At 69.5% G+C, this 13,558-nt stretch carries 12 protein-coding genes; 1 reads left to right on the top strand and 11 read right to left on the bottom strand.

Annotation, left to right across the window (positions count from 1 at the left end; genetic code table 11):
- Window positions 1-582: GNAT family N-acetyltransferase (locus A7A76_RS08780; RefSeq protein ID WP_206410847.1), on the top strand; the 582-nt coding region annotated here is incomplete at its 5' end.
- A gap of 247 nt (window positions 583-829) precedes the next feature.
- Here the strand turns inward: A7A76_RS08780 and A7A76_RS08775 are convergent.
- The 11 genes from A7A76_RS08775 to A7A76_RS08725 form a co-directional block, all read right to left on the bottom strand.
- Complete coding sequence (locus A7A76_RS08775; protein ID WP_206410846.1) at window positions 830-1,303, bottom strand: DUF2269 family protein; 474 nt, start codon at window positions 1,301-1,303, stop codon at window positions 830-832.
- Between the two features lie 4 nt (window positions 1,304-1,307).
- Entirely contained in the window at window positions 1,308-2,651 is a 1,344-nt protein-coding gene (locus A7A76_RS08770; protein WP_206410845.1) for a DoxX-like family protein, read from the bottom strand.
- A 193-nt stretch (window positions 2,652-2,844) separates the two neighbouring features.
- Window positions 2,845-4,221: an ATP-dependent protease ATPase subunit HslU gene (hslU, locus tag A7A76_RS08765; RefSeq protein WP_241200823.1), complete on the bottom strand. Its 1,377-nt coding sequence runs from the start codon at window positions 4,219-4,221 to the stop codon at window positions 2,845-2,847.
- A 117-nt stretch (window positions 4,222-4,338) separates the two neighbouring features.
- Window positions 4,339-4,890: an ATP-dependent protease subunit HslV gene (hslV, locus tag A7A76_RS08760; protein ID WP_206410844.1), complete on the bottom strand. Its 552-nt coding sequence runs from the start codon at window positions 4,888-4,890 to the stop codon at window positions 4,339-4,341.
- 138 nt (window positions 4,891-5,028) lie between these two features.
- Window positions 5,029-5,922 carry a tyrosine recombinase XerC gene (gene xerC, locus A7A76_RS08755; RefSeq protein ID WP_206410843.1) on the bottom strand — a complete coding sequence of 298 codons (894 nt, stop codon included), beginning with the start codon at window positions 5,920-5,922 and terminating at the stop codon, window positions 5,029-5,031.
- Window positions 5,923-5,991: 69 nt separating this feature from the next.
- Complete coding sequence (locus tag A7A76_RS08750) at window positions 5,992-6,675, bottom strand: DUF484 family protein (protein WP_206410842.1); 684 nt, start codon at window positions 6,673-6,675, stop codon at window positions 5,992-5,994.
- Window positions 6,672-7,532 (bottom strand): diaminopimelate epimerase, encoded by an 861-nt coding sequence (gene dapF / locus A7A76_RS08745; protein WP_206410841.1) that lies wholly within the window; start codon window positions 7,530-7,532, stop codon window positions 6,672-6,674. The genes A7A76_RS08750 and dapF overlap by 4 nt, the downstream gene beginning before the upstream one ends.
- Window positions 7,525-7,875 (bottom strand): LPS translocon maturation chaperone LptM, encoded by a 351-nt coding sequence (lptM, locus tag A7A76_RS08740; protein WP_206410840.1) that lies wholly within the window; start codon window positions 7,873-7,875, stop codon window positions 7,525-7,527. Before lptM ends, dapF begins: the two co-directional genes overlap by 8 nt.
- Window positions 7,876-7,979: 104 nt before the next feature.
- Window positions 7,980-8,420, bottom strand: a complete 441-nt coding sequence (locus A7A76_RS08735; RefSeq protein ID WP_206410839.1) for a YbaN family protein — start codon at window positions 8,418-8,420, stop codon at window positions 7,980-7,982.
- Window positions 8,421-8,646: 226 nt separating this feature from the next.
- The gene (locus tag A7A76_RS08730) at window positions 8,647-10,803 is read right to left on the bottom strand and encodes a S9 family peptidase (protein WP_206410838.1); all 2,157 of its coding nucleotides are present in this window, start codon (window positions 10,801-10,803) and stop codon (window positions 8,647-8,649) included.
- A gap of 367 nt (window positions 10,804-11,170) precedes the next feature.
- Window positions 11,171-13,288, bottom strand: a complete 2,118-nt coding sequence (locus A7A76_RS08725; protein ID WP_206410837.1) for a prolyl oligopeptidase family serine peptidase — start codon at window positions 13,286-13,288, stop codon at window positions 11,171-11,173.
- Window positions 13,289-13,558: the final 270 nt, after the last annotated feature.

Raw genomic sequence — 13,558 nt, 5'->3', positions numbered from 1 at the left:
GCGCGGCGGGCGCGCGCTGACGGCGGCCTCGGCCGCCGCGCACGCGCGCAGCGACCGGCTTACGCCCGTCACTGGGCAAGCGCCGCGGGCGGAGGGCAGAATCGCCCGCACATGGCCGCCGCTTCCGCCCCGCTGTCGATCCGCGCCTACCAGCTCAGCGACTGGCCGCGCCTGTGCGCCATCCACGACCGCGCGCGCCTGGACGAACTGCGGCGCAGCGCCGGCGTCGCCGCATTCCGCACGCTGGCGCGCACTGCGCACAGCGAGGGCTTGTTCGACGGCCGCCTGGATGTGGCCGAAGTCGACGGGGTGGTGCGCGGTTTCGTCGCCTTCCAGCGCGGCTCGCTCAACTGGCTGTATGTGGATCCCGACAGCTATCGGCAAGGCGTCGGGCGCGCGTTGTTGCGCCATGCGGTCGCTGCGTCGGGACCGGTGATTTCGACTCAGGCGCTGCAGGGCAACGAGCCGGCGATCGCGTTGTATCGCTCGGAGGGGTTCGTCGAGATCGAGCGGCGGCCGGGGCGGCTGGCGGGGTGCGATGAGTTTCCGGCCATCGGCGTGATTCTGGAATTGCGACGCTGAGGCGATGGGGCGCGGGTCGTTCGGCAGGTGCGGCATGCGTGGCGTTTCATGCCGTCGCTTCCGCTCGCATCGTTTGCACATACCGTCATTCCGGCGGAAGCCGGAATCCATTTTGCTGTTGTCTTCGCTCCCTCGCGCGAGGAGCAAAATCAAAATGGATTCCGGCTTTCGCCGGAATGACGGGATGCTTGGGGTTTCGGCCGCGTCTGGGCGACGGGTTTGGGGCTCGGGGCTTCGGGAGGCGGGGCTACGCGGCTCCGGTCGGTTTCAACACCATCAACCAAAAAATCCCCACCACGCTCAAGAACGCCGGCCACCCCAGCCAGAACCACCAGAACATCGTGCGGTGATAGCTCGCCGGCAGCGCCGTGCCCGCGGCGGCCGCCGCGGCCGCGAGCCGGCGCGCGCGCGCCTGCAGCCACAGCACCGGCAGCCAGCACGCGCCGACCACGAAGAACAGGATCAGCGCGGTCTTGAGCCAGAACACATTCCACGGCATGCCCAGTTGCAGCGCCAGCCACACGCCGGTGCCGAACTGCACCAGCACCGCCGGCGCGGTGAAGCAGGCGTCGGCGATGACCACGGTGCGCGCGGTCTCGGCGATCACTTTCGCGTCGCCGCGCCTGTGCGCGATCCAGAAGAAGAACGCGATGCCCAGGCCGGTGCCGAACAGCAAGGTCGAGGACAGGATGTGAATCCACTTCACCCACAGATACAGCATCGTCTTATCTCCGATCCGCCAGCACCCACGCCACCGCCAGCGCCGGCAGCACCACCAGGTTCTTCGCCAGCCCGCCGAGCGGGTCCAGCCACTGCGCCGGCAGCAGCGCGCCGAACGCGAGCGTGTAGGCGAGCACGCTGATCCCCATCAGTCCCAGCATCAGCCGCGGCCGCCAGCCGACCAGCAAGGCCAGCGCCAGCACCGCATCCAGCGCGCCGGTGACGCGCGCCAGCAGCACCGGCTGCCACCCGGCCAGCGGCGTGCCGGCGGTCATCGCCTCGATCGTCGCCGCCGGCGTCAGCCAGCCGGCCGCCGCCGAAATCAGCCACAGCGCGACGATGGCCAGGCGCAGGGCCGGCGCGAGGAAATACAGCTGCGCCTGCCAGCGGTCCTGGACCTGGCTCGGCGTCGCCGCCAGCGCCTGCGCCAGCGCGGCCGGCGCGTGGCCGAAGTCGGCGCGCACGCGCGCGTGCGCATCGGGCCGGGCGACATTGCCGCGACGGAGCATGCGCCACATGGTCTCGCCGACCGGGCCGCGGCCCAGCCGTTCGCCGAGCGCCACCTGCAGGCTCACCAGCGCTTCGGGAAAAAACACCGCGCCGTCGCCGTCGATGCGCAGCCAGCGCCGCCAGGTCGCCTGATACTCGCGCAGGCTCAGCGGCGTCGGGCCGCCGATCTCGTACACGCCCGATTGCGCGCCGCCCGCGGCGCGCGCGGCGATCTCGCCGAGGTCCTCGGCGGCGACCGGCTGCAACGGCCAGCGGCCGTCGCCGGGCAACAGTTGCCGGCCGGGAAACGCCGCCAGCGCGCGCAGCAGCGAGGTGCCGCCGTAGGAACCCGACGCGGCATAGACCACCGAGGGCCGCAGCGCCACCGCGCTCAGCGGCAGCGCCAGCAGCGCGTCGTCGAAGCGATGCTTGGAGGCGATGAACTCGCCGTCGGCCGGCTCGCCGAGCGCCGAGAGTTGCACGAAGCGCGGCACGCCGGATTCGACGCAGGCGCGCGCCAGCGCCAGCGGGCCGTCGACATGGATGGCCTGGAAGGTCTGCGCGCCGGCTTCGCGCAGGATGCCGGCGGCGTTGATCACCGCATCGACGCCGCGCAGCGTCTCGCGCCAGTCCTGCGGCGAGGTCATGCGGGCGAGGTCGGCGCGGCGTTCGTCCTCGCGCAGCGCGCGGCCGCCGTCGCGGACGCCGCGCAGCACGCGCCAGCCGTGGCGGCGCAGCGAGGCGATGAGGTAGCCGGCGAGGAAGCCGTTGGCACCGATGACGAGCGCGGTCTTCGGCGTGGCGGGGTTGGGTGCGGAAGCGTCGGTCCGTGGCGCGCTTGCGGGTGCGGGGTCGTCCATGGGGCGACACGGTAGCAGAGCGCGGCGGGGGCGAGGACTGTCAATAAACGGCGCCTTGCGGCGCGGCCCTCACCCTGGCCCTCTCCCGCAAGCGGGGTGAGGGGCTGCGCTTGCGAGCCATCGGCTCGCGCAGCACCGAACGCCCGAACGCTCTGCGTTCGGGCCGGGGTGCGGGTGCGGGCGCCCTACACGATCAAAGAATGTACCGACTCAAATCCGGATCCTGCACCAACTCGCCCAGATGCTGATCCACATACGCCTTGTCGATCGTCACCGCCTGCCCGTCGCGATCCGGCGCCTCGTAGCTCAAGGTATCGAGCAAGCGCTCCAGCACCGTATGCAGGCGCCGCGCGCCGATGTTCTCCTGGCGCTCGTTGACCTGCGCGGCGATCTCGGCCAGCCGGTCCACCGCATCGGTAGCGAACTCCAGCTTGACCCCTTCGGTGCGCAGCAACTCGACGTACTGCGTGGTCAGCGCCGCCTTCGGCTCGGTCAGGATGCGCACGAAGTCGTCCTTGCTCAGCGCGCCCAGCTCCACCCGGATCGGGAAACGGCCCTGCAGCTCGGGAATCAGGTCGCTGGGCTTGGCCAGATGGAACGCGCCGGAAGCGATGAACAGGATGTGGTCGGTCTTGACCGCGCCGTACTTGGTGCTGACCGTCGAGCCTTCCACCAGCGGCAGCAGGTCGCGCTGCACGCCTTCGCGGCTGACGTCACCGCCGCTCATGCCGGCCTCGCTGCGCTTGGCGACCTTGTCGATCTCGTCGATGAAGACGATGCCGTGCTGCTCGCAGGCCTCGATCGCCGCCTGGCGCACGTCGTCCTCGTTGACCAGCTTCGCCGCTTCCTCTTCGATCAGTTGCGGACGCGCGGCCTTGATCGACAGGTGCTTCTTGTGGGTCTTGCCGCCGGACACCTGCGAGAACATCTGCCGCAGCTGCTGGCCCATCTCTTCCATGCCGGGCGGCGCCATGATGTCGACGCCGCCGAGGTTGACCGCGGTTTCGATCTCGATCTCGCGATCGTCCAGCTCGCCGGCGCGCAGTTGCTTGCGCAGCTTGGCGCGGGTGTCGCTGTCGGGCGCGCTGTGGTCGGCGGCCGGGGTTTCCGAACCGAAGCCGAAACCGCCGGGCACGCGCTTGGGCAGCAGCGCGTCGAGGATGCGGTCTTCGGCGCGCTCCTCGGCCTGGGTGCGCACGCGGGTCTTGGCCTGCTCGCGATACAGCTTGACCGCGGTGTCGGCCAGGTCGCGCACGATCTGCTCGACGTCCTTGCCGACGTAGCCGACCTCGGTGAAGCGCGTGGCCTCGACCTTGACGAACGGCGCGTTGGCCAGCGTCGCCAGGCGCCGCGCGATCTCGGTCTTGCCGACGCCGGTCGGGCCGATCATCAGGATGTTCTTGGGCATCACCTCGTTGCGCAACTCCGCCGGCAGCTGCATGCGGCGCCAGCGGTTGCGCAGGGCGATGGCGACCGCGCGCTTGGCCGAATGCTGGCCGACGATGTGGCGGTCCAGTTCCTGCACGATCTCGCGCGGAGTCATGGTGGCGTGGCTGTTGTCGGGTTTCATAGTCGAGGCAGGAATGAGTTAAGAGAAATGAGGAACGAGGAACGAGCGAAGGCGCCGAAACGGGAAAGATCACGAGGAACCCGCTTCAACTGGTTCCTCGTTCCTCTCCACTCGTTCCTACAGCTCTTCCACCACCACGTTGCGATTCGTATAGATGCACACGTCGCCGGCGATGTTGATCGCCTCGGTGGCGATGCCGCGGGCATCGAGGCTGCTGTGCGCCATCAGCGCGCGCGCGGCGGACAGCGCGTACATGCCGCCGGAACCGATGGCGACGATGCCGTCTTCGGGTTCGATCACATCGCCGGTGCCGCTGATGACCAGGGACGTTTCGCGGTCGGCGACGGCGAGCAGCGCTTCGAGCTTGCCCAGGCGGCGCTCGGTGCGCCAATCCTTGGCCAGTTCGACCGCGGCGCGGGTCAGCTGGCCGTGCTTTTCGAGCTTGGCTTCGAACAGTTCGAACAAGGTGAACGCATCGGCGGCGGCGCCGGCGAAACCGGCCAGCACCTGGCCGTCGCGGCCCAGGCGGCGGACCTTGCGCGCGTTGGATTTCATCACCGTGTGGCCGAGCGTGACCTGGCCGTCGCCGGCGATGGCGACGCGGCCGTCGCGGCGGACCGAGACGATGGTGGTGGCGTGGAAAACGTTGGGATTCTGGCTCGGGTCCATGGCGACCTCCGGGGGATGGGCCATGGATGGGGGCGGCGGGCGGCGAGTCAAGGGGCACCTTGGGCCAGGAGGTAGCGGATAGGAGTTAGGAGATAGAAAGAGCGCCCCCCGCTTTCGCTATCTCCTATCTCCTATCTCCTACTCACTATCTCCTTGTTTCCGCCGTTTAGCCCGCGGATGCGCCGCGTCATACACCTTCGCCAAATGCTGGAAATCCAGATGCGTATAGATCTGCGTGGTGGCGATGTCCGCATGGCCCAGCAGTTCCTGCACGCCGCGCAGGTCGCCGGAGGATTCCAGGATGTGGCTGGCGAAGGAATGCCGCAGCAGATGCGGATGCACGCGCTTGAACAAGCCCTGGCGCTGGGCCAGCGCGCGCACGCGCAGTTGCACCGCGCGCGAGCTGATCTGGGCGCCGCCGCGGCCGGGAAACACGAACGCCTCGGCGCCGGCGCCGGTGGACGCGCGCCATTCGCGCAGCGCCGCGCACGCGTGCGAGCCCAGCGGCACGATGCGCTGCTTGTTGCCCTTGCCGAGCACGCTGACCAAGGCGTCGTCGAGATCGAGGTCGCGCCAGCGCAGCGCGCACAGCTCGCTCAGGCGCAGGCCGGAGGAGTAGAACAATTCCAGCAGCGCGCGGTCGCGCAGGCCCAGCGGCGCGTCGGTGTCGACTTCGACCAGCGCCTTGGCTTCGTCCGGGTCGAGCACCTGCGGCAGTTTGCGCGGCGCCTTGGGCGCGCGGATCGGCGCGGCGGGGCTGGCCTCCAGCGCGCCCTGCCGGACCTGCCACGAATAGAAACTGCGGCAAGCCGACAACCGCCGTTGCAGGCTCTTGGCGGTGAGGCCGCGGCGGTGCTCGGCGGCGATGAAGGCGCGGATGTCTTCGACCTGCAGCGCGAGCACGTCGCCGCCGGCGTACTGCAGCGTCCACACCGTCAGCGCGTCGAGATCGCGCCGGTAGGCGTCGAGGGTATGCGCGGACATGCGCTTTTCCACGCGCAGGTGATCGAGGAAGGCGTCGACCGGATTCATGCCGCGCATCCTACTCCGCCGCGCGCGTGCGCGGCGTGGCGGCCAGGCCAAGTCCCGGCCGCGCCGACGTCAATCGAAGCGGCGCAGCGCCACCGCCAGCGATTCGCCCATCATGCGCAGGAACAGCGTGCCCATGCCGGGGAAGAACCGGTTGGGGTCGCGGCTGCCGACCGCGATCAGGCCTACGCCCGGCAGCGGCAACAGCGCGGTGGATTGCACGTCCTCGGCGCGCTCGCCGTACAGCACCGCGTGCTTCTCCGGCTGCAGGCGGCCGCACAGCGGTTCGCCGTCGCCGAGCGCGTCGCGGAACGGCTGCAGGCGCGCGTCGCCGTCTTCGATGATCTGCAGCCACTCGCTGTCGGCCACGCCCTCGTAACGGCGGAACACGATCAGCCGGACCAGGTCGCCGTTGAAATCCTCGGCCAGGCTCGCGGCCATCGCGCGCATGGTGTCGCCGGCGTTGTTCTGGCGCATCAATGCCAGGGTCAGCTGGTGGGTGCGCACCGCCAGCCGTTCGTTTTCCTGGGCGTTGCCGAACAGCTCGTGCAGGCGGCGCGAGAGTTCGCGGTTCTTGTCGCGCAGCACTTCCAGCTGATAGCTCGCCAGCGAGGCGGCCGAGCCTTCCTCGCGCGGCACCACCAGGCTCATCGACAGGTCGGGAAACTGCTGCAGGAAGCGCGGGTGGCGGCGCAGCCACGAAGCGACTTCGTGCGCGCCGAGCTCGGCCGGCTTGTCGCCGAGTCTTTCGCTCATCGGTTCCACTCTCCTTCGAACACGAATGCGGTCGGCCCGGCCATCGACAGGGTCGCGTCGGCGTCGGGCCAGGCGATGCGCAGTTCGCCGCCGGGCAGTTGCACCGCGACCTCGCGCGCGACCCGGCCGCGCTGCATCAGCACCGCCGCGGCGGCGCAGGCGCCGGAGCCGCAGGCCAGGGTTTCGCCGACGCCGCGCTCGTACACGCGCAGGCGGATGCGGTCGGGCGCCAGCACCTGGGCGAAGCCGACATTGGCCGATTCGGGGAATTCGTGGCTGGACTGCAGCATCGGGCCGATGGTCTCCACCGGCGCGGCATCGACGTCGTCGACTTCGATCACCGCGTGCGGGTTGCCCATCGACACCGCGCCGAAGCCGATCACGGTGTCGTGCACGTCGAGCACGTACTGGTCCTGGCGGCTGGGGTAGCCGCGCAGCGGGATGCGTTCGGGGTCGAACTCGGGCCGGCCCATGTCGATGCGGAAGCCGCCTTCGCCCAGCGGCGTGACCGCGTGGCGGCCGGCCGGGCTGTCGACGGAGAAGCCGGCGCCGGCCGCGGCGGCGCCGTCGCGCACCAGCCAGGCGGCGATGCAGCGCGCGCCGTTGCCGCATTGCTGCGAGGTCGAGCCGTCGGAATTCCAGATGCGGTAGGAGGCGACCGCGCCGGCGCTGAGCGGGTCTTCGACGGTGAGGATCTGATCGCAGCCCACGCCGGTGTGGCGGTCGGCCAGGCGCCGGCACAGTCCGGCGTCCGGCGGCGCGGCGCCGCCGCGCAGGTCGAGCACGACGAAATCGTTGCCGGCGCCGTGCATCTTGCTGAAACGCAGCGGCGCGCGCGCGGCGACGGCCTCAGCCATCGCCCTGGCCGCTGGCGGGCACCGGCTCGGCCGGCTTGTCCGCGCCGTCGGACGAATCCTGGCCGGACTTGTCCTGCCCGGACTTGTCCTTGTCGGCGCCTTCGGCCGGCGGGGCCAGCACCTTGTCCAGCGACGGCACCGCCTGCGACTTCTTGTGCGGGTCGGTCGCCACCGGCGGCGCGTTGGCGTTGGAGATGGTCACCGGCACTTCGCCGGGCTTGGCCTTGGGCGCTTCGGGCGGCGGCGGCGCGGTCGGCAGGACCAGCGGGCCCTTGTTGCCGCAGGCGGCCAGGGCCAGGGTCAGCGCGACCGGGATCAGGAACGAGGCGGGGCGTGCATTCATGCCCCGAAGTGTAGCCCGCGGGGGTGACCGAAACGAACCCGGCGCGCGGGACTGGGAGCGCCGTCGGGGTACGGGTTCAGGCTCGCACGCGGCTGCGCGGCGGCCTAGCGGGGCGGCGGCTCGGGCCGGCGCCACAGCCACACCGCCACCACGGCCATGATCGCGGTGCCGCTCGCGGCCATCCACCACTTCGGCGAGGTCAGGAACATGATCGCCGCGCACGCCGCCATCATCGACACCGCCAGCCGCTTGGCCCGGCGGCTGACCGCGCCGTGCGCCTGCCAGTCGCGGATCATCGGGCCGAACTGGCGGTGCGCCAGCAGCCAGGCATGCAGCCGCTGCGAGCCGCGCGAGGCGGCGAAGGCCGACAGCAGCACGAACGGCACCGTCGGCAGCCCCGGCACGACGATGCCGACGATGCCCAGGCCCAGGCTGAGGTAGGCCAGCAGCCACCAGGCCCAGCGCAGGCGGACGGGGGGCGCGGGCGCTGCCGGCGGCGGCGCGGGCGCGGCGGCGCTGTCCTCGGGAGGCGTGGGGGCGGACATGGCGGAAGTATGCGGCGTGGCGGGTGGCGGGTTGCAGTGGGGTGCGGCGATCGGATAGGAGAGCATCGGGGCTGAAGCCCCTCCCACAAGAGCGGGCGCGGCCTCGATCCCGGGTGGCTGTTGTGGGAGGGGCTTCAGCCCCGATGCTTTCCGCCCCGCCGCAGCACCGCAAACGAACAGGCCCGGCTCGCGCCGGGCCCGTCGTCGAACCGCTCGCCGCCGCGGCTTACTTCGCCGCGACCTCGTGGCTCACCCGCAGCTGATCGATCATGAACGCGAACATCTCCGACTGCTCGCGATAGCGGCGGAAGCGGCCCGACTTGCCGCCGTGGCCGGCGTCCATGTTGGTGCGGAACAGCACCGGCCGGTCGCCGGTGTCGAGCGTGCGCAGCCGCGCCACGTACTTGGCCGGCTCCCAGTACTGCACCTGCGAATCCCACAGGCCGGTGCCGACGAACATCGCCGGATAGGCCTGCTTCTTCAGGTTGTCGTAGGGCGAGTACGACAGCATGTAGTCGTAGTAATCCTTCTTCTCCGGATTGCCCCACTCGTCGTACTCGTTGGTGGTCAGCGGGATGCTGGCGTCGAGCATCGTCGTCACCACGTCCACGAACGGCACCTGCGACAGGATCACCCGGTACTTGTCGGCGGCCATGTTGGTGATCGCGCCCATCAGCAGGCCGCCGGCGCTGCCGCCGTACGCGGCGACGCGGTCGGGCGCGGCGTAGCCGGCCTCGACCAGGGCGTCGGTGACGTCGACGAAGTCGTTGAAGGTGTTCTGCTTGTTGAACAGCTTGCCGTTGTCGTACCACTGCCGGCCCATTTCCTGGCCGCCGCGGATATGGGCGATGGCGTAGACCATGCCGCGATCGAGCAGGCTGACGTTGGTGACCGAGAAGTTCGGATCCATCGACATGCCGTAGCTGCCGTAGGCGTACTGCAGCATCGCCGCCTTGCCGTTCTTCTCGAAGCCCTTCTTGTAGACCAGCGACACCGGAATGCGGGCGCCGTCGCGCGCGGTCGCCCAGAAGCGCTCGGTGACGTACTTGTCCGGGTCGTAGCCGATCACCGGCTGGCGCTTGAGCAGCTTGCGCTCGCCGGTTTCGGTGTTGAGCTCGTAGGTCGTCGCCGGCGTGGTCAGCGAGGTGTAGCTGTAGCGCAGCCACGGCGTGTCGTGTTCGGAATTGATCGACAGGCCCATCGAGAACGCCGGCTCGTCGGCCTTGACGTACTCCTCCTTGCCGTCCTTACCCTTGTGGATCAGGCGCAGGCGCTCGAGCGCGTCGGAGCGCTCGGACACGGCGGTGAAGCCGTCGAACAGCTCGAAGCCCTCGATGAAGACGTCGTCGCGGTGCGCGATCCAGTCCTTCCACTCCTTGCGCGAACGCGCGCCGTCGGGCGCGGTCACCAGCTTGAAGTTCGGCGCGGGCTTGCCGTCGGCGCCGGGCGCGTTGGTGCGGATCACCCAGCGGCCGTCGAGGCGGTCGGCGTGGTATTCAACGTCGCGCTCGCGCGGCGCCAGCACCGCGAATTCCTTCGGATCGGCGGCCGGCGCGCAGCGCATCTCGCTGGACACGGTGCTGTGCACGTCGATGCACAGGTAGGCGTCGTCGCGGGTGCGGCCCAGGCCCATGTAGAAGCTGTCGTCCTTTTCCTCGTAGACCAGGACGTCGCTGGACGCCGGCGTGCCGAGCACGTGCTTCTTGACCCGCACGGTCAGCAGCGTTTCCGGGTCGTTCTCGATGTAGAACAGGGTCTTGTTGTCGTCGGCCCACATCAGGTCGGTCGACACGCCCTCGATGACGTCGGGATAGATCTCGCCGGTGTCGAGGTTCTTGAAGCGGATCGTGTACTGACGGCGGCCGACCGCGTCGTCGGCCCAGGCCAGCACGCGGTTGTCCTGGCTGACTTCCATCGCACCGACGCTGAAGTAGTCCTTGCCCTTGGCCATGACGTTGACGTCGAGCATCACCTGCTCGGCCGCGTCCATCGCGCCCTTGCGGCGGGCGTGGATCGGGTAGTCCTGGCCGGTCTCGAAGCGGGTGTAGTACCAGTAGCCGCGCTCGCGGTACGGCACCGAGCTGTCGTCCTGCTTGATGCGGCCGACGATCTCGCCGTAGAGCGCGTCCTCCAGCGGCTTGAGCGGTTTCATCACGGCGTCGACGTAGGCGTTCTCGGCGTTGAGATAGGCCAGCATCTGCGGGTTCTTGCGCTTGTCGTCGCGCAGCCAGTAGTACTCGTCCTGGCGCTGCGCGCCGTGCGGCGCCTTGACGGTGTGCGGCTGCCTGGCCGCGACCGGCGGCGCGGGCAGGCCGGCGGCGGGGGCGTTGAGTGTGGTGGTCATCAGAAGCGTGGCCGCTAAGGTGAAGAAAGAAGGTTTCATATGGGGTCCGCCGGGGTGGTCCTCAATGTCGCAGGGTGAAGCGCCGGAAAATACGTACGCCGGTCACGGATAGCGGGCGGCGAAGGGCGCGAACGACGCGCCCACCTCGCCCCGTCATTCCGGCGAAAGCCGGAATCCATTTTGCGGTTGCTCCGCCTTCGCGGGACGGGCAGGAGCGACGATCAAAATGGATTCCGGCTTTCGCCGGAATGACGGTGGGAGAGAACGCGGGGGCACGGGTGCGAACCGCGGGCGTCGGGCGCGACGCGCCGGACTGCCCTCGACCCGAAGCCCGGGCCGCCAACGCACGAACGGGCGCCCGAAGGCGCCCGTCCGAAATCGCGACCGACCGATGCCGCCGACCGCATCACTTGGCCAACTGCTCCCACAGGAAGGTGTAGGCCAGCGCGTTCATGTGCGCGGCCTGGGCGTTGTTGGCCGCGCCGCCGTGGCCGCCTTCGATGTTCTCGTAATAGCGCACGTTGGTCTTGCCGGCGTCGAGCATCTTCGCCGCCATCTTGCGCGCATGGCCCGGATGGACGCGGTCGTCCTTGGTCGAGGTCATGAAGATCACCGGCGGATACTCGCGCTTGGCGTCGAACAGGTGGTACGGCGAGAAGGTCTGGATGAACGACCAGTCGCTGGTGTCAGGATCGCCGTACTCGGCCATCCACGAAGCGCCGGCCAGCAGGTGGCTGTAGCGCTTCATGTCCAGCAGCGGCACCTGCACCACCACCGCGCCGAACAGGTCGGGGTACTGGGTCAGCATGTTGCCGGTGAGCAGGCCGCCGTTGCTGCCGCCCTGCACGCCCAGGTGCGGGGTCGAGGTGATCTTGCGCGCGATCAGGTCCTGGCCGACCGCGGCGAAGTCCTCATAGGCCTTGTGGCGGTTGGCCTTGAGCGCGGCCTGGTGCCAGCGCGGGCCGTACTCGCCGCCGCCGCGGATGTTGGCGACCGCGTACACGCCGCCCTTCTCCAGCCAGCCCTTGCCGATGCCGCCGGAGTAGCTCGGGGTCAGCGAAATCTCGAAACCGCCGTAGCCGTACAGCAGGGTCGGCGCCTTGCCGTCGAACTTGAGATCCTTCGGCCGCACCACGAAGTACGGCACGCGGGTGCCGTCCTTGCTGGTGGCGAAGTGCTGTTCGATCACGTCCTTGGACGCGTCGAAGAAGCTCGGGTTGGTCTTCAGCGTTTCCGGCTGCTTGCCGATCTGCGCCAGCGCCAGCGTGGTCGGGGTCAGGTAGTCGGACGCCGACAGCCACACCGCATCGCTGTCGTCGCTGTCGACCGCGGCGACGCCGACGGTGCCGAACGCCGGCGCGCCGACGAACTCGCTGCGCGTCCACTCGCCCTTGCCGGGCGTCAGCACGCTGAGCTTGTACTTGACGTCGTCGAGCACGTTCAGCACGAGGTGGTTGCGGGTCCAGACCACGCCGGCCAGCGAGGTGGTCGCGGTCGGCGCGAACAGCGTGGCGAAGTCGCGCTTGCCGGCCATGAAGTCGTCGAAGCCGATCGCGATCAGGCTGCCGGCCGGGTATTGCTTGCCGCCGGCTTCGAACGGCTCGCGCAGTTCGGCCATCAGCCATTCGCGATGGACGAACTTGCTGGCCGAGTTCGGCAGCTCGATCTTGCTGAGCTTGCCGTCCTTGCCGCGCAGGTACAGCTCATCGTTGTAGAACGCCAGCGCGCGGTTGACGAAGTCGCGCTCGAAGCCCGGGGTCGGATCGTGGTAGGCGCTCACCGACAGGTCGGTGTCCTTGCCTTCGTAGACCGGCTTGGCCTGCGCCATCGGCGTGCCGCGCGTCCACAGGCGCACGGTGCGGGCATAACCGGAGGTGGTCATCGAGCCCTTGCCGAAATCGGTGGCGACGTAGACGTGGTCCTTATCGATCCAGCTCAGGCTGCCCTTGGCTTCGGGACGGAAGAAGCCGTCCTTGATCCAGGCCTTGGCGGTGAGATCGAACTCGCGGGTCACGTCGGCGTCGGAGCCGCCGCGCGACAGCGCGATCAGGCAGCGCTGGTAATCGGGCTTGAGGCATTCGGCGCCGTGCCAGACCCACTGCTCGTTCTCTTCGCGGTTGAGCGCGTCCAGATCGATCACCGTTTCCCAGGCCGGCTTGGCCTTGCGGTATTCCTCGAGCGTGGTGCGGCGCCACAGGCCGCGCTGGTGCTGCGCGTCCTTCCAGAAGTTGTAGTAGTAGCCGCCGATCTTCTCGACGCCGGGAATCTTGGCGTCGGAGTCGAGCACGGCGCGGATGCTGGTTTCGAGCTGCTTGAACTGCGGCGTGGCGGCCAGTTCGGCCTCGGTCTTGGCGTTGCGCTGCTTCACCCAATCCAGCGCGCGCTTGCCGTCGACGTCTTCCAGCCAGGCATACGGGTCATCGGTCACTTTGTTCTCCTGAGCGGACGCCACGCCAGCGCTGGCGGCGGCGGCCAGGCCGGCCGCGAACAACAGGGACTGACAGGTCTGGGACATCTTCGGCATGGCGGTTCCGGGACATAGGAAGGCCGTCACGCTAACACAGGGCGGCGGGGCGGCCGCCCTGTCCTTGGTCATGTAGGGAGTTGCCGGGTCTGGCGCGTTGGCGGCCGTCCGACGGGGGTCGCGAAAGCGCTGCGCGGCGCGGGTTGTCTGCGCCGGGAAGGCTTCCGGCGCCGGGACGGCTGCGCCGGGCGCGCCGGTGCGAGCGGCGCCGAAATCCATGCCGACCGGCACGCGGCCGGCCGTGCCGCGCTCAGGCCACGCGCGGCAGCG

The sequence above is a fragment of the Lysobacter enzymogenes genome (genome assembly GCF_017168095.1).
Lineage (GTDB): Bacteria > Pseudomonadota > Gammaproteobacteria > Xanthomonadales > Xanthomonadaceae > Lysobacter > Lysobacter enzymogenes_D.
This window is presented reverse-complemented; position numbering and strand designations above follow the sequence as displayed.